Raw genomic sequence first — 18,188 nt, 5'->3', positions numbered from 1 at the left:
CAAATTATAATTATATAAAATATATTTTCAGGAGACAGGTGCGCTACATAGTTTACCTGTAACAATGATGGCAGGAACCCGCACCATCTTTTCCGAACACTCCTATAAACATATGATATAGTGATATTTCTTCACTATTAACAAAAAAATCATATCATGAAAAGAGATGTTTTCCGTAGATTTAAACCACCGAAATCTGATTACCCCATTTTAAAAACACACTATGGAAAAACCTCTACTCCCGTTACTGTTTATTTGTTTACTCACCGCTCACCTGGCCACCGGGCAAACAAATCCTGCAGCACAAACATTGCCTTATCAGCAGAACTTTGATGCCCTACCGGCTACAAGCACCACTTACCCGGACGGATGGCAGGGATGGTTGCTTTCCGGCGCACCTTCGGGCAATTTTAATACGGCCGCTCCGGCAGGCGACAAACCGCTGATAGCCAATGGCAGCGCATCTTCCACAGGGAACGGTGTGTATAATTACACCGGCAAACTGGGTTTCCTGAACAGCGGCAGCGTTGATAATGCATTAACACTGGCTATCAACACCAGTGGTCAGCAAAATATACAACTGACTTATGATGCAATGACGATCAGGAATCCTTATGATGGGAATACCAATACACGTATCAATGAAGTCATTCTACAATATCGTATAGGCAACACCGGTAGTTTTGTCAATTTGAATGAAACAGCGTATCAGAATGACACTATTACACAAACCGGATCTGGTGTTACACAACCGCAAAACAGTGTTAATAAATCGTTGATACTGCCGCCGGCCTGCAACAACCAGGCGTTGATACAACTTCGCTGGGTAAACCGGCAAATCAGCGGAGCTGGCTCCAGACCAGGGTTTGCGGTTGACAATATTATCATCAACGGATCTGGCAGGGATACCACTCCCCCTGTTATCAGCCTCCTGGAACCATCTAATACTGCAATAGATGTATCACCTGTTACATCTCCCAAAATTACTTTTACAGAAAACATACAACCCGGTACAGGGTTTATCTGGCTGCATAACAGCAACACCGGCGCCGTTGACAGCATCGGTATCAGCAACGCTGCCGTTATCATTGGCAACAATACGCTGACGATTAAAAGAATACTACGCCCCAACAGTCATTACTATATTACGGCTGACAGTGGCCTGGTGAAAGACCTTTCCGGCAACGGGTTTGCCGGTATCACTGATAGCACGCAATGGGGCTTTAGCACCGGCAACCAGGAGCTCAATTACACGTTTAACGACTGCACTCCGAGTGGCAGCAGCATGCTAAGTGGCGGATTTACCCAATATAGCGTAAGCGGGGCACAGGTTTGGGCTTGCAGCACTTTCGGACAAAACAACAGCAACGGTATACAAATTAACGGCTATAGCGGAGGACCTGTTGAAAACGAAGATTGGCTGATTTCTCCGGTATTTGACCTGACAGGTTTACATTTTCCCCTGCTGCAGTTTAGCAGTCGCACTGCCTTTGCCGGCGCACCGCTAAGTCTTCGCGTATCCACCAACTACACCGGTAGCGGAGATCCGCGGCAAGCTACCTGGACTACTATCAATGGTCGCTTTCCTGAGACAGGTAGTGATGTGTGGCAGTTATCTTCCGGTATTAATCTTACCGCCTTTAAGCAAAGCAATGTATATGTGGCATTTGTATATACTTCCGGACCGGCTATACAGGCGGCCCGCTGGACGATAGATAATTTCAGTATCAAAGATACCACTGCGGCACCGGCGCCCACACTGAACAGCAACCCGGCAGCCCTGGATTTTGATTATGTAAAATCCGGGCAAACTTCTACATCACAAAGCATTGGCTTCTGGGCCAACGACTTCACCAGTGACCTGCGTATCAGTGCTCCGGCTGGTTTCAGGGTATCGCGCGATAACAGCAATTTCAGCAGCCAGGTAACTTTTGCGCTGGCCGATATCAATGCCGGACCACAGGAAGTGTATGTGCAATTTGCGCCTACCGCTACCGGACAGTCCTACAGCGGTACACTCCAATTTAGCGCCACTAATTTTTCAGATCAGCATATCACTTTATCCGGTACTTCATTGCGTTCACTGAAAGTAGTCAACTGGAATATAGAATGGTTTGGTAGCCCCGTGCAAAACCCTGCCAATGACAGCTTACAACAGGCCAATGTTACTACCGTACTTAAAAAACTGGATGCCGACATCTTTGCATTGGCAGAAGTGGTGGATACCGCCCGCTTCCGCGCGGTAGTACAACAGTTACCGGGATACGACTATGTATTATCGGACTTTGGCTCTTATGCAGACAGTACTACCGATGCTGATTATGTGAGTGCGCAGAAGCTGGCATTTGTTTATAAAACATCAGTGATCCGGAAAATCCGCACTTATGGTGTATTGCGCCGGGGTGGCAGCAGTACCGCATATTACAATTGGTCATCCGGCCGTTTCCCTTACCTGATGGAAGCTACGGCTAAGTTGGACAATGATTCCGCACGCATACAATTTGTGTTGATACATGCCAAAGCCAATACCGGCACCAGTACAGAGAAAATTACGTCCTGGCATCGTCGTAAAGATGGCGTGAAAGAATTGAAAGATACCCTGGATGCGCAGTACCCGTATAGTAACATAATTATGCTGGGCGATTTTAATGACGATTTATCCAAAACCATTACTACGGAACTACTCCCGGATACCACTACTTCTTATATTGATTTTATCACCGACAGTACTGACTATAAGCCATTAACGCTGCCATTGAGCTTAGCGGGGAAACGTTCTACCGTGAGTTATCCTTCGGTGATTGACAACGTGATTGCGTCCAATGAAACAGGTGTAGCTTATATCCCGGCATCTGCGGCCATTCAAACCCAGGTAGAGAAGCTGGTCAGCAGTTATGGTACCACTACTACGGATCACTATCCGGTGATGAGTCGTTATAGCGTGCCGGTATTGGCTAATCCTTTACCGGTATTGGATTTCAGCGCTAAACCGGAGGGAGGAAAGGTATTATTAACCTGGCGTACACCTTATGAGATCAACAGCAAACACTTTGTGGTAGAGCGTTCCCGTAATTACCAGACATATGAGACAGTGGATACGATTAGTGCACAAGGTAGTACCCGGGAAGCATCGGCGTATATGACGTATGATGAAAAACCATGGATGGGATTCTCAGCGTACCGGTTAAAGATCGTGGGGCTGGACAGCAGCATAAGGTACAGCCCGGTAAAAACGGTCTTTATGCTGGATAGAGATCTGTTATGGAAACTAATATGGTGTATCTTTGGCCGCCAGTTGCAATATTGGGTAGACTGGCCACAGGGTGGGCCTGCCATTGTGGAGTTAATAGATGTGCAGGGGCATGTCCGTTATCAGCGGAGGGCAGAATTTATAAAGGGAAAAAATTATAAGACAATAGATATAGAGCAACTGCCGACGGGTGTTTACTTCCTGAGGGTACGGTCACAATCGGGTGACCAGGTCCAGGTTAGCAAGATTCTCGTTAACCACTGATCTTTTTGATAAAACCATGCAAACGAGACGCCGCCCTGGAACCCCGGGGCGGCTTTTTATATATGACAAATCGTTGGTTATTAATAAAATACACATTCACCATCAAATATTTGGCGAATAACGGTGTAATCTTGTGGAAATAAGGAATAGTTCAGTATCTTTGCGGTCCTAATTTTTTAATTAAACCATTTAAAACAGGGAATTATGAACTACGAATTGATGGTGATCTTTACCCCTGTGCTTTCTGAGGACGACTACAAAGCCGCCCAAAAGAAATTCGCTGATGTTATCAAAGACAACGGCGGAGAAATCACGCACGAAAATCCCTGGGGATTAAGATCACTGGCGTATCCAATCCGGAAGAAAACTACAGGTATGTATGTTGTTCTGGAATACACTGCGCCATCCGACCTCAATGAGAAGCTGAAAATCCAGCTGAATCGCGATGAAAATGTATTACGCCACATGATTACTGCACTGGATAAGCACGCTGTTGCTTACAACGGTCGCAAAAGACATGGTGTAAATGCTGAATCTAAAACCACTGAAGCTTAAAATTATGGCAGTTAAACCTAAACAAGAAATTAAGTACTTAACAGCCGTAAAAACTGAAAAACGTCAGAAGAAATACTGCCGTTTTAAGAAAATGGGCATCAGGTACGTAGATTACAAAGACGCGGAGTTTTTGAAGAAATTTTTGAACGACCAGGGCAAGATGTTGCCACGTCGTATTACGGGTAACTCCCTGAAATTTCAGCGTAAAGTAGCCCAGGCTATTAAGAAAGCTCGTCAAATGGCTTTATTGCCTTATGTTACTGACCTTTTAAAGTAAGAAGTTATGCAAATTATCTTAATACAAGACGTAGATAACCTGGGTCAGAAGAATGAACTGGTTAACGTAAAAAATGGTTACGCCAGGAACTTTCTGATTCCTCAGAAATTTGCAGTAGAAGCTAGTCCTTCTAACATGAAGCAACTTCAGGAGCGCCTGAAAGTGCAGAAAGTAAAAGAAGAGAAACTGCTGGCTGAAATTGCGAAAGTAGTAGAAGTGTTGAAAGCTTCTCCTATTAAAATTGGCGCTAAAACCGGTACATCCGGTAAGATCTTCGGTAGCGTAACTGGTGTTCAGATTGCCCGTGCAATTAAAGAACAGAAAGGTTATGAAATCGACCGTCGCCGCATCCACATCCTGGATGATGTGAAAGAACTTGGTACATACAAAGCTCGCCTCGATTTTGGTAAAGGCAACGAAACCGAACTGGAATTCGAAGTAGTAGCTGAGTAATATTCCAACTTGTTGGAAAAAGAAACTTCCCGGACTGTATGCAGTCCGGGATTTTTTTTGTGGCAGAATGAGATTGTTTGTGTTGGGTTAACAGACAACGAAAAGGTTCTCGATATATTTGGTTATATTTGTAATGTAACCACAATGAAACCAGAAAAACACATATCAACACCTGATCCTAAAATCATTGCTATCTTAAAGAAGATGATAGAGGATAAGAAATTAATTCATGATTACATTACGAATGGCCGTGATTTATCAGAATTAAAATCTAAAGGTATTAAGTTTGTTCAGCCCTTATAATCTCTCCGAACTACAAGCCGGGATATATGAATTTACAACTGACCAACAAGTTGTTTATCATGTTTATTTTGGAGATGGCAAAAGCTATTTTCAAGATTACCCCGAATTTTCCGATGATGTTCTGACCTTCGGATTCGATAGGATAAAAACATCAAACTACAAACCCCATGATATACGCATTAGAATTACGATTACAGATGTATTTACCAGCTTAATAATTGGTAACCAAGATCGTGTATTATTCTTTGTATGTGACAGTGCAGACCAAAGAGGCGCGGCAAGAATGCGTATATTTGAATACTGGTACAGATCTCAAAAGTGTAATTATCTTGAGAAATACAACGAATCCATCCACACGCAGGACATGGATATTCATTGCTCCATTATCCTACACTCCAATAATACATTGAAAGATTACATCATTTCCAGCTTTCGAAACCTGAGTAAAGCTACCGCTGAAAAACTCAAATCTTATTAGTATTTTCATACCCTTATTCCGCCATGAGTATGAAAAATGTAATCTATTGTTTAATTGCCGTTATCACTATTTCCGCCTGTAGTACCAATAAATACAAGGCTGCCGCTCCAAGGCTGACCACTATTGGTATCCGCGGAGATGATACCCCGCAATACACCTTCCATTACGATGAAGCAGGTAATCTGCAGGAGCTGGTACATCATGAACAGTCGAATGATACCAATGTCAGCACCTTCTTCTACGACAAAGCCCACCGCATTACCGCTATGGTGCTTTCTAACCGCGACACCAACCAGGTACAGCAACGGGCACAGGTAACCGCCTGGGATGAAGAAGGCAACGTTACTGAAATAAAATACTTTGATGCAACGGAAAAGCCCTTGCGTACCGCCAGTATCCGCTGGAACAAAGGATTGCCGGAAGTCATGAAGTATTCAGATTCCATGCAGGCCATTAGCTGGGACTACAGCAAGTACGAATCCAGGCGGAAAGATATCTGTGTAGATAACTGTTCCGGGAAAAAAGAAGACACCCTGGTGACCCTGCGGACAGCTCAATACGAATGGGATGACTCTATTAATCCTATGCGGCCAATCGTGAACCAGTTGCTGATCAGTTGCGCCGTAGCGCCGGCTACCCACCTGACACCGGTAGGTAATCTTTCCAATGCTTTTTTACACCTGAGCAACAAAAATCCATCGCTGGTAAGGATTACAGAGAAGGAAACACCCGTTTATCAGCCACATTACCAACCATACGAGCGCTCGTCGCTGTATCAGTATACTTATTACTACAATGCCAACGGATTCCCACTGGGCGCCTGGGTACACCTGCACAGTAAAGGCTTTACACAGCCAGGTACAGACACCGAATTTGTAATGGAATATCATTACGAGTAAGCGTGATTGGTGATTTTTCATTAACTTTTAGGAGATGAAAATCACAGACCGACTCAAATTAATGCCGGTTACGCTGGTGGTAATAGGAATAAACATCGGGGTGTTCGGATATACCGCTATAACAGGCATGGATATATGGCTTGGAGATGGCGCTCAATTACTGCATACCGGTGCAAACTATTGGCCGCTAACCGTTGGCCAGCGGGAGTATTGGCGCTTATTAAGCAGTATGTTTTTACACGTAGGATTATGGCACCTTATCACCAATATGCTGGGACTTTTCATTGGTGGCTTTTTCCTGGAGCCTGTGTTACGAAGCCTTCGTTATGGAATGGCGTACCTCCTTACCGGTATTATTTCAGATTATGTGAGTATCTGGTGCCATAAAAGTGCAGTGGGCGTGGGTGCCTCAGGGGCCATTTTCGGCATTTTCGGAGTGTTTATGGCGCTGCTGACCACCCCTCTCTTCCACCGGAAGGTACGACAGGCATTACTGGCTTATATCGGCTTATTTATAGCTTTAAACGTAATAGCTGCCGTTATCTCGCAGGGAGTAGATAACGCGGCACATTTGGCCGGCTTTCTGAGTGGCACGCTTCTCGGATATCTGCTCTTCTTCACGTTAACAAAAACAGATGGAGAAAGACTATCCGCTTAGCCGCCTTCCCAAAAGTCTAAATACTTACATTTGTATACTTAAATGCGACAAAAGATGATGAATAAGTTTTGGTTCCTCCTGTATACTGCTGCCATACTGGTGGTGGGGTGCAAGAATAAGCAGGCAGGTAATGCAACCGCCGCCAACGATTCTACCCCTCCCGCTATTCATAGTATTCCGGACGATACCGTTCAGTTAGGCAATAAAACTTTCTTCGTTTACTTTATTGAGAAAGCTGACTTTGATAAATATCCTTTCCCTGCAGTAGATTCTGTTGAAACCGACGTACTCGCCAAAGATACTGCCGTAAAAAGAGAAGGCACCAAACTAACCATTCAGCTGGCCAATGGCAAGCAAAGAGTGATGGCCAACAACAACAGCGAAGGAGAAGATTATATCGGATATACTTTTGCCGCTAATTATCCATCTATTAAAAGAAAAGGATTTTTCGTTACCTACTATGAAGGCAGTGCCTTTGAACTGGTTAACACTGTGAATGGTGATTCCATGATGACCTGGTCAGCACCCTATATTTCCCCTGACAAAAAATATATTCTCACTGCTTCAATGGACCTGGTAGCAGCCTTTGATCCGAATGGATTTCAATTATTTTCCGTGGATAACAACGATATAAAGCCAGTGGGAGAAGCAAGCCTGACCGATTGGGGCCCCGGCATGGTGCAATGGATAAATAATAAAACCATCCTGTCTGAATACATCACTATTGATGAAGAAGGCAACACACAAATTCAATACGTGAAAATGGTGATGCAATAGGGACTATTTAATATATTTAAATAGCTATCACCAACAACATCTAAATCCACGCTACACATGAAAAAACTGATCGCTTCAGGACTCTTGCTGGTATGCTTTTTTTCCTATACCGCATTGGCGATGAATACATTGTTTCAGGCGCCAACCATGAATATAGAAGGTACTGCCAGTTCCATTGTCAGTAAGCTGGATAAATCGTTATCATTAACGGCCGTACAAAAGCCTAAATTACTGAACATTGTAACCGGATACCTCCGGCAAAAAGTAGCCCTGCAGTCCTTGCAACAAAGTAATGAGAAAGCTTATACCACCAAAATGAACAGCATACAAAATGGTTTGCACGCAAAATTAAAACCTTTGTTTACACTCACACAGTACACAGAATACCTGGGGTTGAAACCCAAGTCGTATGATGAAACGGATGTGTTGTCGCAATTATATTATTGAGCATAAAGCAGAAAGCAAAAAGCTATTGAGGCGATTGATTAAAACGGATATTATACTCGCTTAGATCAATCGCCTCAATAGCTTTTTGCTTTCTGCTTTATGCTTTATGCTTACAAAATAATTTGCCTGTCACGCGCTACGATGCGCCAGTTCGCAATTACTGTATTCCCTTCCGTTACATATGCTTTTTCGTATAGTGCTACTGTGGGGCAAATATGCAGCGGTACTCCATAAAATAAAGTACCTACCGGATACTGTGACGAGTCAGCTACCTGCAACACGAGGTGTTCTTCACTTTGAGATACCGGTGTTGCCGCTGGCGCATTAAGAAAGTGTACCCTTGGCTGTGGATTTTCAGCAGCTACTGATTTATGTCCCAGGTCCAGGCAGATATGCGTTTCATCAATCACAGAAATCACCCGGCTGATCACCAATGCCGCCCATTTAAACGGCTGGTCCGGTAAATTCCGGCCATATCCCCAATCCCAGAAAATAAAGGTACCGGGGCTGCATTGAATATCCTTTCTTTGCGCATGTATCGGGAAGGTGGGGCTGCCACCGGCAACAATTACCGGCGCCGGAAGACCGCTGGCTGTAATCTGTGCTGCCAGCGCTGCCACCGGTGCATATGCGGTATCGCATTTTTCTTTTCGTATAGTGATGTCCGTATCATGAAGATGCCCATCGTATACATGAAGTCCCACGGGAATAATACCCGGTAGCGTATGCAGGTATTGGTACAGTTCCAATGCTGCCTGCCCGGGCTTAATACCGGTGCGGTTCATACCTACATTCAAATCCACGTATACCGGCAACCGACGTCCCTGCGCCGCAAAAGCATCGCTGATAGCTAAAGCCGCGTCTGCACTGTCAGTAATACATGAGAAGGATGTTTGCGGATATTTCTGTACCAACTCCAGTAAGCGCACCACTTTTGGGCCTACCGGCTGATATGCCATTAAGACATCGGGCGCCTTTGTCATACCCAGCATTTCCGCCTCGGCGATGGTCGCGCACTTGAAACGCTTTATTCCTTCGTCCTGCATGAGCTGCGCGACTTCCGCTATCTTGTTTGTTTTTACGTGTGGGCGTAACCGTTGTATGTCATCGATCATTGTTTTTAGCAATGCAATGTTCTCTATTACCCTGTCTTTATAAACAACAACAGCAGGAGAATCCACCTGCGCTGCGTTTGTGAGCTGATACCATTCCATGAAAAAATATTTAGAGGCTATTTATTTTTACGTATATACATCTCCGTTATACCACCATACTTAACAACAAACACCCGATTAATCCTGTTACCGAAACAATTGTTTCCATCACCGACCATGTTTTGATGGTATCCTTCACTGACAAATTAAAGTATTCTTTGAACATCCAGAAACCGGCATCATTGATATGAGAAAACATAAGGCTGCCAGCACCGGTGGCCAGCACCATCAGGTTGGGATTTACACCGGAAGCAGCTATCATGGGCGCCACAATACCCGCAGTGGTTAATCCTGCCACCGTAGCAGACCCGATACAAACCCTGATAATTGCGGCAATACCCCAGGCCAATAGCAACGGATGCAGGTGCAGGTTTTGCAGCGTTTCAGCAATATAACTGCTTACTTTACTATCATGCAGCAACTGCGTGAGCGCACCGGAACCACCTATAATCAGGATGATCACCGCCACATCCCGTACCGCGTCATCCATAAAACCCAGTATTTTTTTTGCTGGCATTCCCCTCCTTAAACCTAATAACACCATCGCGTTCAATACTGCCAGCAACATCACAATTAAGGGGTCTCCCAACCAATTAGCTACCTGGAATATTACTTCTCCCTCTTTCGTATATAATTTAACGACGGCCGTTACCGCCAATAGGAATACCGGCAACAATGCCGCAAAAAGGCTGATAAACAGTCCTGGCAGCTGCTCTTCCGGAACCGGGGGCGCCACAAATAATTTTCCGGGCGGCGTTTCATACTGCTTAAGAAAACGGGAAAACACCGGTCCCGCCAAAATGATGGCCGGCACCGCTACTATTATTCCGAATACCAGCGTCATCCCCATATTGGCATGAAACTGCGCTACCAATGCAGTAGGAGACGGATGCGGCGGTAAATAACCATGTGTAACAGAAAGAGAGGCCAGCATCGGAATACCCAGGTATACCGCCGGCAATTTAGTGCGCGCTGCCACAGTAAAAATCAGCGGCACCATCAATACAAATCCAATGGTATAAAACAGGGGAATACCTACTATAAAGCCGGTAAGCATCAGCGACCATTGCACGTATTTAGGACCGAACAGGTTCATTAGTTTGCCGGCTATTTGTTGCGCGGCTCCACTTTCCGCCACCAGCTTTCCTAACATAGCCCCAAACACAATCACCACAATCAGGGATCCCAACGTTTTGCCAATACCGGTTTGAATAGACTGGGTGATGTCCGTTACACTCATATGTAACGCCAACCCCATCAGTATAGACACAACCAGGAAAGAAAGGAAGGTATTCAAGCGCAACCAGGTTACCAGTATTACCAGTAAAATAATAGCTGCAATAACGATCAATAAGGGCATAGCTTACTGTTTTACATGAACACGGAAAACAACAAGATAATGAAATATTATTCGTATCTCAAGGCAATGATAGGATCTAATTTAGAAGCCTTATAGGCCGGATAAAGACCCGATACCAGTCCCACCGCAGCGCAGATACTCACCCCGATAAAAATCCATAACCACGGGATGATAAAAGAAGAATTCAACAGGGCCGAAACAATGTTGCCTGCCAACATTCCCATAATAACGCCTATTACTCCCCCCATTACACTGATGATAATAGATTCATACAGGAACTGGGTGCGCACTACATGACTGGTTGCACCTAATGCTTTTGTAACGCCTATTTCACGGGTACGCTCCGCTACAGACACCAGCATAATATTCATTAACCCAATGGCAGAACCCAATAACGTAATAAACGCTATAACAATGGCCAACAAATTCACCTTGCTCAGGCTGGCAAATAACATTTCAGCAATGCTATCACTTTTACTGATCATAAAGTTATCTTCTTCATTCACCGCCAATCCACGGATAACCCGGAAAAGCCCGGTAGCCTCTCCCTGCGCGGCATCCATCTGCTTGATATCTTTTACACTCACCCCTATCTGGTAGCTGGCATTAGGACGGTTAAACACTCTGCGTGTATTATTCACAGTAGTAATCACCACGTTATCCGCACTCATCATTTTACTACTTCCCTTCTTTGCTAACACTCCTATTACGCGATAACGGATATCTCCCACCCGGATACTGCTATTCACCACGTTCTTCATCTCCTTACCAAATATTTTCTCCGCCACATCCTTCCCCAAAATGGCTACGTTTCTGCCAGATTCCACATCCAACTGGTTAAAATCCCTTCCCTGGGCGATCTCATAATTGGAAATCTCCAGGTAGTGTTCATCTCCTCCAATTACCTGCACATTAGGATTTGTTTTCTTTTCATCTTTATAAATGGTGGCAATACCCGAAGCTTGAAAAGAAACGCTTACAATAGCCGGAAAATGATAGCGATCGCGGAAAGCAATGGCTTCCTGGTAAGTGATCGTCTTATTACTATTGGATTTTTTTACCTTCTTAATATTCTTGTTGCCCTTAGACGCTTTGCTGTTATCATCCCCAATATGCACCTGCATGCCCCGGTTACGGATCGAAAAGCTGTTGGCTCCCATACTGGCGAAACTGCTGTAGATACTGCTCTTCATACTGTCTATTGCAGTCAGAATGCCTACCAGCACCGTAATACCTAATGCGATAATAGCCACAGTAAGACCTGTACGCAACTTATTCCCAGTTACAGAACGATATGCCAGTGAAAAAATATCTTTTGATTGCATAATGAAGGGTTACCTATAAAGTTAATGTAATATACCTATTTAATCCATCTGTTTTGGGATGAACGGCATAAAGCAGAAAGCGTAAAGCAGAAAGCAAAAAGCTATTAAAGCGAATGACCGAAGCCGCTTCGGTCATTCGCTTTAATAGCTTTTTGCTTTCTGCTTTACGCTTTCTGCTTTTTCTAGATCCAGCACAGCAGCAGGTTAGGGAATAATCCCAACACCAGCACCAATGCAATGGTGAGTATCAGGGCAGCTTTAAAGCCACCAGATACCGGCTCAACTTCCGGCTCACCGGTTTTGAAATACATCGCGATAATCACGCGGAAATAGTAGTATACGCTGATAGCTGCACAGAGTATTGCAATAATCACCAGCCACAGTAAATGACCGTGTTGGATAGCAGCAGACAACACAAAATATTTCGCAAAGAAACCTGCAGTTACAGGAATACCTGCCAGTGAAAACATGAATACTGCCACAGCTGCTGCCAGTAAAGGCTGCTTACGTGCCAGGCCATTGAATCCTTCGAAGGTATAATCTTTCAGTTTCATCAATACTGCAAACACGCCGATGGTAGCAATGCTATAAGCAGCGGCATACAACACAATGCCTTGTCCGCCCAGATTATTCATCGCTACTACTGCAAAAAGCATAAAACCTGCCTGGGCAATACTGGAGTAAGCCAGCATACGTTTAACACTCTGCTGAAATACTGCGCTGAAGTTACCGATAACCAGGGTAACGGCGGTGATGATAGATAATATTAAAGTCCAGTGCTGGCTGATGCTGCCCCCTGCAAAAGAAGTGTGGAACATCCGCAGGAAAGCTACAAAAGCACCCGCTTTCACAATGGTAGACATGAAAGAGGTGAACACGGTAGGCGAACCATCGTATACATCTGGTGTCCAGAAGTGAAACGGTGCCGCAGACACTTTAAATGATAATGCAAATACGATAAGAATAATACCACATAACGCCAGCGGATGCACGCTTCCTGCGCCTACTCCTAACCCGGAAAGATCAAAGGTACCGGCAGCGCCATAAATCAGGGTTATACCCATCAGCAGGATACCAGTAGAGAAAGATCCCATCAGGAAATATTTCAGCGATGCTTCATTGCTTTTCAGGCTCTTCTTATCTGCCCCAGCCAGTATGTACTGAGGGATAGACATGATTTCGATGGCCAGGAACAACATCAGCAGGTTGCTGAAAGAAGACGCCAGGGTAATACCCGCCAGGATGAAGAAAATAAGTGCAAAATAATCACCTACATGCTCTCCCACTTTTTCAAACTCACTGCCGGATAACAGGAAATATAACAAGGTGGCTCCCAACGCTACTGCATTGAATATCACCCCAAATTTGGTCACTTCAATCATGCCGTACATTACATATCCGCCAAGTTCCACAGACGGATACTGTGCCAGGTTAGCAATAAATGCTATCAGGATGGCCGCGATGGCAAAAAATTTAATATGCTGCTTATTGCGTACAAATAAACCAACAAACATCAGTACAACGCCCGATAAAGCAGTAGAAATTAGTGCATTCATATTTTTGCGTTACAAAACCCCGTTACAAATTTTTCTCTTCTGAAATTCCGTTTTCATACTCCCGGATATCAAAATACTTTATTGAATACCTCGGTGGTGCTACTCACCAGATCCAGCATCGGTTTAGGATATACACCCAGTACAAGGATCATCATCACTATCAGGCTCAGGGCCAACGTTTCTCCCGGTTGCAGATCAGTAGTAGTTTCGGTTAAGTCATTACTTTCTCCGAATATTACTTTCTGGATCATACCCAGGGTATATACTGCAGAAAGAATAATTCCCAATCCGGCAAAGGCCATGAACCAGTGATTATATTGGAACAATCCGCTGAACATCAGGAACTCGCCAATGAAACCATTCGTAAGCGGTAAACCAATATTAGCAAGACAGATAATAACGAAGAAGATCGCCATACGTGGTGCTTTCCGGGCTATGCCGCCCAGCTGATCCATATTCTTTACTCCAAGGCGTTGCTGAATTGCATCTACGATTATCCACAGGCCAATAATATTAATCCCGTGGTTGAACATCTGTACAAGTGCTCCCTGCAGGCTTTGCTCATTATCTGCAAATATAGCAGCACACATCAAACCAATATGGGCGATGGAAGAATAGGCAATCAAACGCTTGAGATCATTCTGCACCATTGCAATAGCAGATGCGTAAATAATGCCGATAATACACAACACGATCGCCACATCAGCCCACATACCAACTCCCTGGGGAACCAGCAGCAAACACCAGCGAATCAATCCGAATAATCCCATTTTCACCATTAAACCAGACAGGATCATTGTCACCGGCGTGGGAGACTGTTCATAAGTATCCGGCTGCCAGGTGTGAAATGGAAACACCGGCATCTTGATAGCAAAGGCAATAAAGAAGACCCAGAACAACCATTTCTGTTGTTCCGGAACCAGTGGCAGACTACTGAAAGTTGTCCAGCTGAAACTATGGTCCGGAGTCTGGAAATAGAGGTAGATAATACCTACCATCATCAGCAGAGAACCCAGGAAAGTATAAATGAAGAATTTGAAAGTAACAGCAATACGTTTTTCTCCACCCCACATAGAGCAGAGGAAATATACCGGTATCAATGCCAGCTCCCAGAAGACATAAAACAGTAAGGCATCATATGCGGTAAACACCCCCATCAAACCAGCTTGCGCCAATAGCATCAAGCCATAGAAAGAACCCGGATTTTCATAGTTACGACTGTAAATAGTAATGAAAATCAACAGAAAACCTACTGCTGTAAGTAAGCATAGCATTACTGCCATTCCGTCTAACCCCACCCTGAACTGACTTCCAAGCTGCGGGATCCAATCTGCAACGAAGTTCAGACTATCAGGAGTAGTACGAAAGGTACACCACGTTCCAATTGATATCACCACTGTTGCCAGTGATGAAATGATGCCCAGTACCTTTGGCCCGGACCCCTTCAGACCAAATGCGATAAGGCCCGCTATGAAAGGAATCAATATTAATAAAACTGTCAACATAATTTATCTGCGCTTGTAACTTCTGCTATTGGTTTATAATAAGAATCCGATCACAAATAATACGATCATACCAATCACCATGGCAAAGATGTAAAATCCTACCTGGCCACTTTGTAACAACCGGATACGCTGTCCGCCCAATTGTACACCACGGCCTATACCATTTACCAACCTGTCGATACCTGCTTTTTCCACGGTATCACGGAAGAAACGGCCTAATTCGTAGAGTGGCTTAACGATGATAGTATCATACAATTCGTCTATGTACCATTTATTTTCGAGCACTTTGGCAAAACCGGTACTTTCTGTACCAGCATCTTCATAGTTCGCAAATTTCTGACGTGCAAACAGGATGAATACAATTACCAATGCACTGCTCACACCCATCAGCAGCCACTCTGTACCATGTGACAGGTGATGCGGTACTGCAAAAGGAGCAGAAGGCGCAAAAACCGGCGCCAGGTATTCTGCCAGCAGGTTCTTCGTTCCAAATACTTCCGGTAAACCTACATAACCACCTATTACAGACAGCACTGCCAGTATTACCAATGGAATGGTAATAGCAGAAGGACTTTCATGCAGGTGATGTTCCTGGTCATGTGTACCACGGAATTTACCGCTGAAAGTAATGTAGTATAAACGGAACATATAGAAGGCGGTCATCAGCGCACCAATCAGGCCCAATACATATAATACCGGGTTATTGGCATATGCCTGCGCCAGGATCTCATCTTTCGAGAAGAAACCGGAGAAGCCGGGGATACCTGCAATTGCCAGACAGCCTACGAGGAATGTCCAGGCTGTTGTAGGCATGAATTTTTTCAGTCCACCCATTTTCCGGATATCCTGCTCTCCACCCATAGCATGAATCACAGAACCGGAACCCAGGAACAACAGCGCTTTAAAGAAGGCGTGTGTCATCACGTGAAACACAGCCGCTCCGTAAGCACCTACGCCGAGGGCCAGGAACATATAACCTAACTGGCTCACCGTAGAATAAGCCAGTACTTTTTTAATATCGTTTTGCTTTAACGCAATAGAGGCAGCAAATAAAGCCGTAGCCAGACCGATGATAGCAATCACGGTTTGGATATGTGGTGCCAGGGTATATATTACGTTGCTGCGTGCAATCATATAAATACCGGCAGTCACCATGGTAGCCGCGTGGATCAGGGCAGATACAGGAGTAGGACCCGCCATCGCATCCGGTAACCAGGTATATAAAGGGATCTGGGCAGATTTACCCATCGCACCTACAAACAGCAACATGGCAATAGCGGTGAGAATACCGTTATTCATGCCCAGTGGCGCTGCTTTAGCAAATACATCCGGGAAAGTAACTGTTCCAAATTGCATGATCATAAAGAAGATGGCGATCAGGAAACCTAAGTCACCAATACGGTTCATGATAAATGCTTTCTTGGCGGCGTTGTTGTAGCTGGTATTCTTAAACCAGAAACCAATCAGGAGGTAAGAGCAAAGACCTACACCTTCCCAACCAATAAACATCATCACATAGTTGGCACCCAACACCAGGATCAGCATGGAGAAAACGAAGAGGTTCAGGTAAGCAAAATACCTGGCGAAGCTTTCGTTGCTTTCATCATGCATGTAAGAAGTGGAGTAGATATGAATCAGGGTACCTACGCCGGTGATCACCAGCAGGAACAAGGCACTCAACTGATCTACCTGGAAAGCAAAAGGAATATGCAGGGAACCTACATTAATGAAATCAAACAGGGTAACTACCTGTGCGGAAAATCCCGGAGTTTTCACTTCCAGGAATATTAATAAGCTAATCACAAAGGACGCAAGTACAGCGCCACTGCCAACAAATCCTACCAGGGACTTGGATAAAAATCTGCGTCCCAATCCATTCACCAGGAAACCTAATAATGGTAAAAATGGTACCAGCCAAACTAGATTAATCATTTATCAATTCTATTTACGACGTCGAAAAAGTTAATAATTAAGAAAGCAGAATTATTAATTTTTCAGCCTGTTAAGAATGTTAATATCTACTGAGTGTGTATTTCTGTAGACCATCGTAATGATAGCCAATCCTACCGCCACTTCTGCAGCCGCTACCACCATAATAAAGAATACAAACAGCTGCGCCGATCCGGCATCTACCCTGCCTGCATCTGCCCACATTTTGGAGAAGGATACCATCAACAGGTTCACCGCATTCAGCATCAGCTCTATGCACATAAAAATAATGATCGCATTTCTGCGCATCAGTACACCCATCACACCTATGCAAAACAAGGCGATACTCAGGAATATGTAATATTGAACAGGCATAAAATAAATTACGAATTACGAATTACGAATTACGGAGAGACCCGTATATCCATATATTGCTAGTCTTTTTTACCAATTACTACGGCTCCCACCATTGCACTGAGGAACAGGATACTGCTCACTTCAAATGGTACTACGTATTGTTTGAACAGCAACTGACCGAGGTTTTGGATCAAACCAATTTCAGTAGCCTGTGTGCTCAGCGCCGGCATACTGGCATCGCGCAGCGCGGCTACCAATACTACCAGTAAAGCACCACCGCTGATAGCTCCTGCATATTTCAGCCAGTTGCGTTTCTGCGGCTCCAGTTCAGCATTCAGGTTCATCAGCATCATCACGTACAGGAACAATACCATGATAGCACCCGCATATACAATGATATGCACTACTGCCAGAAACTGCGCATTCAGCATGATATAATGCCCGGCAATGGTAAAGAATGTTACGATCAGGCACAATACGCTCGTCACAGGGTTCTTACTCAATACCACGCCCAACGCTGATACCAGCGCGATGACCGACAGCACCATGAAAATTATTTGTTGTATACTCATTCCCATCTC

Annotated in this window: 18 protein-coding genes; 10 read left to right on the top strand and 8 right to left on the bottom strand. The window is 44.5% G+C overall.

Annotated elements, in window-relative coordinates; all coding sequences use genetic code 11:
• Positions 1-223 precede the first annotated feature (223 nt).
• The 10 genes from J7623_RS17605 (at position 224) to J7623_RS17565 (ending at position 8,361) form a co-directional block, all read left to right on the top strand.
• Positions 224-3,514: an Ig-like domain-containing protein gene (locus J7623_RS17605; RefSeq protein ID WP_291922728.1), complete on the top strand. Its 3,291-nt coding sequence runs from the start codon at positions 224-226 to the stop codon at positions 3,512-3,514.
• 204 nt (positions 3,515-3,718) lie between these two features.
• Positions 3,719-4,069: a 30S ribosomal protein S6 gene (gene rpsF / locus J7623_RS17600; RefSeq protein WP_291922727.1), complete on the top strand. Its 351-nt coding sequence runs from the start codon at positions 3,719-3,721 to the stop codon at positions 4,067-4,069.
• 4 nt (positions 4,070-4,073) lie between these two features.
• Positions 4,074-4,346: a 30S ribosomal protein S18 gene (rpsR, locus tag J7623_RS17595; protein ID WP_106527276.1), complete on the top strand. Its 273-nt coding sequence runs from the start codon at positions 4,074-4,076 to the stop codon at positions 4,344-4,346.
• A gap of 6 nt (positions 4,347-4,352) precedes the next feature.
• Positions 4,353-4,799 (top strand): 50S ribosomal protein L9, encoded by a 447-nt coding sequence (gene rplI, locus J7623_RS17590; RefSeq protein WP_291922726.1) that lies wholly within the window; start codon positions 4,353-4,355, stop codon positions 4,797-4,799.
• Positions 4,800-4,811: 12 nt separating this feature from the next.
• Complete coding sequence (locus J7623_RS17585; RefSeq protein ID WP_291922725.1) at positions 4,812-5,102, top strand: hypothetical protein; 291 nt, start codon at positions 4,812-4,814, stop codon at positions 5,100-5,102.
• Positions 5,086-5,580: a DUF6169 family protein gene (locus J7623_RS31765; RefSeq protein WP_366839267.1), complete on the top strand. Its 495-nt coding sequence runs from the start codon at positions 5,086-5,088 to the stop codon at positions 5,578-5,580. The genes J7623_RS17585 and J7623_RS31765 overlap by 17 nt, the downstream gene beginning before the upstream one ends.
• Before the next feature lie 29 nt (positions 5,581-5,609).
• Positions 5,610-6,479 carry a hypothetical protein gene (locus J7623_RS17580; RefSeq protein ID WP_291922724.1) on the top strand — a complete coding sequence of 290 codons (870 nt, stop codon included), beginning with the start codon at positions 5,610-5,612 and terminating at the stop codon, positions 6,477-6,479.
• A gap of 34 nt (positions 6,480-6,513) precedes the next feature.
• A complete protein-coding gene (locus J7623_RS17575; protein ID WP_291922723.1) occupies positions 6,514-7,137 on the top strand; it encodes a rhomboid family intramembrane serine protease in 624 nt (207 codons plus the stop codon).
• 54 nt (positions 7,138-7,191) lie between these two features.
• The gene (locus J7623_RS17570) at positions 7,192-7,914 is read left to right on the top strand and encodes a hypothetical protein (RefSeq protein WP_291922722.1); all 723 of its coding nucleotides are present in this window, start codon (positions 7,192-7,194) and stop codon (positions 7,912-7,914) included.
• 57 nt (positions 7,915-7,971) lie between these two features.
• A complete protein-coding gene (locus J7623_RS17565) occupies positions 7,972-8,361 on the top strand; it encodes a hypothetical protein (protein ID WP_291922721.1) in 390 nt (129 codons plus the stop codon).
• A gap of 110 nt (positions 8,362-8,471) precedes the next feature.
• Here the strand turns inward: J7623_RS17565 and J7623_RS17560 are convergent, their stop codons facing one another.
• From J7623_RS17560 to J7623_RS17525, 8 genes are all read right to left on the bottom strand, one after another.
• Positions 8,472-9,575, bottom strand: coding sequence for a D-TA family PLP-dependent enzyme (locus tag J7623_RS17560; protein WP_291922720.1), 1,104 nt, complete (start codon positions 9,573-9,575; stop codon positions 8,472-8,474).
• 46 nt (positions 9,576-9,621) lie between these two features.
• Complete coding sequence (locus J7623_RS17555) at positions 9,622-10,935, bottom strand: gluconate:H+ symporter (protein WP_291922719.1); 1,314 nt, start codon at positions 10,933-10,935, stop codon at positions 9,622-9,624.
• A gap of 47 nt (positions 10,936-10,982) precedes the next feature.
• On the bottom strand, positions 10,983-12,260 hold the full coding sequence (locus J7623_RS17550; RefSeq protein WP_291922718.1) for an ABC transporter permease: 1,278 nt from the start codon (positions 12,258-12,260) through the stop codon (positions 10,983-10,985).
• 182 nt (positions 12,261-12,442) lie between these two features.
• Positions 12,443-13,816: an NADH-quinone oxidoreductase subunit N gene (locus J7623_RS17545; protein ID WP_291922717.1), complete on the bottom strand. Its 1,374-nt coding sequence runs from the start codon at positions 13,814-13,816 to the stop codon at positions 12,443-12,445.
• Positions 13,817-13,884: 68 nt separating this feature from the next.
• Positions 13,885-15,321 (bottom strand): NADH-quinone oxidoreductase subunit M, encoded by a 1,437-nt coding sequence (locus tag J7623_RS17540; protein ID WP_291922716.1) that lies wholly within the window; start codon positions 15,319-15,321, stop codon positions 13,885-13,887.
• Positions 15,322-15,354: 33 nt separating this feature from the next.
• A complete protein-coding gene (gene nuoL, locus J7623_RS17535) occupies positions 15,355-17,253 on the bottom strand; it encodes an NADH-quinone oxidoreductase subunit L (protein ID WP_291922715.1) in 1,899 nt (632 codons plus the stop codon).
• Between the two features lie 54 nt (positions 17,254-17,307).
• Positions 17,308-17,625, bottom strand: a complete 318-nt coding sequence (gene nuoK, locus J7623_RS17530) for an NADH-quinone oxidoreductase subunit NuoK (RefSeq protein WP_079469422.1) — start codon at positions 17,623-17,625, stop codon at positions 17,308-17,310.
• A 59-nt stretch (positions 17,626-17,684) separates the two neighbouring features.
• Positions 17,685-18,185, bottom strand: coding sequence for an NADH-quinone oxidoreductase subunit J (locus J7623_RS17525; RefSeq protein WP_291922713.1), 501 nt, complete (start codon positions 18,183-18,185; stop codon positions 17,685-17,687).
• Between the last annotated feature and the right edge of the window lie 3 nt (positions 18,186-18,188).

It is taken from the genome of Chitinophaga sp., from assembly GCF_017745275.1.
Classification (GTDB): Bacteria; Bacteroidota; Bacteroidia; order Chitinophagales; family Chitinophagaceae; genus Chitinophaga.
This window is presented reverse-complemented; position numbering and strand designations above follow the sequence as displayed.

Excerpts from the sequence above, each read along its gene's own strand:
- rpsF (WP_291922727.1), top strand. The coding sequence starts at position 3,719 with ATGAACTACGAATTGATGGTGATCTTTACCCCTGTGCTTTCTGAGGAC.
- J7623_RS17565 (WP_291922721.1), top strand. The coding sequence starts at position 7,972 with ATGAAAAAACTGATCGCTTCAGGACTCTTGCTGGTATGCTTTTTTTCC.
- J7623_RS17540 (WP_291922716.1), bottom strand. The coding sequence starts at position 15,321 with ATGTTGACAGTTTTATTAATATTGATTCCTTTCATAGCGGGCCTTATC.
- rplI (WP_291922726.1), top strand. The coding sequence starts at position 4,353 with ATGCAAATTATCTTAATACAAGACGTAGATAACCTGGGTCAGAAGAAT.
- nuoL (WP_291922715.1), bottom strand. The coding sequence starts at position 17,253 with ATGATTAATCTAGTTTGGCTGGTACCATTTTTACCATTATTAGGTTTC.
- J7623_RS17605 (WP_291922728.1), top strand. The coding sequence starts at position 224 with ATGGAAAAACCTCTACTCCCGTTACTGTTTATTTGTTTACTCACCGCT.
- J7623_RS17545 (WP_291922717.1), bottom strand. The coding sequence starts at position 13,816 with ATGAATGCACTAATTTCTACTGCTTTATCGGGCGTTGTACTGATGTTT.
- rpsR (WP_106527276.1), top strand. The coding sequence starts at position 4,074 with ATGGCAGTTAAACCTAAACAAGAAATTAAGTACTTAACAGCCGTAAAA.
- J7623_RS17560 (WP_291922720.1), bottom strand. The coding sequence starts at position 9,575 with ATGGAATGGTATCAGCTCACAAACGCAGCGCAGGTGGATTCTCCTGCT.
- J7623_RS17555 (WP_291922719.1), bottom strand. The coding sequence starts at position 10,935 with ATGCCCTTATTGATCGTTATTGCAGCTATTATTTTACTGGTAATACTG.
- J7623_RS17570 (WP_291922722.1), top strand. The coding sequence starts at position 7,192 with ATGATGAATAAGTTTTGGTTCCTCCTGTATACTGCTGCCATACTGGTG.
- nuoK (WP_079469422.1), bottom strand. The coding sequence starts at position 17,625 with ATGCCTGTTCAATATTACATATTCCTGAGTATCGCCTTGTTTTGCATA.
- J7623_RS17580 (WP_291922724.1), top strand. The coding sequence starts at position 5,610 with ATGAAAAATGTAATCTATTGTTTAATTGCCGTTATCACTATTTCCGCC.
- J7623_RS17550 (WP_291922718.1), bottom strand. The coding sequence starts at position 12,260 with ATGCAATCAAAAGATATTTTTTCACTGGCATATCGTTCTGTAACTGGG.
- J7623_RS17575 (WP_291922723.1), top strand. The coding sequence starts at position 6,514 with ATGAAAATCACAGACCGACTCAAATTAATGCCGGTTACGCTGGTGGTA.
- J7623_RS17525 (WP_291922713.1), bottom strand. The coding sequence starts at position 18,185 with ATGGGAATGAGTATACAACAAATAATTTTCATGGTGCTGTCGGTCATC.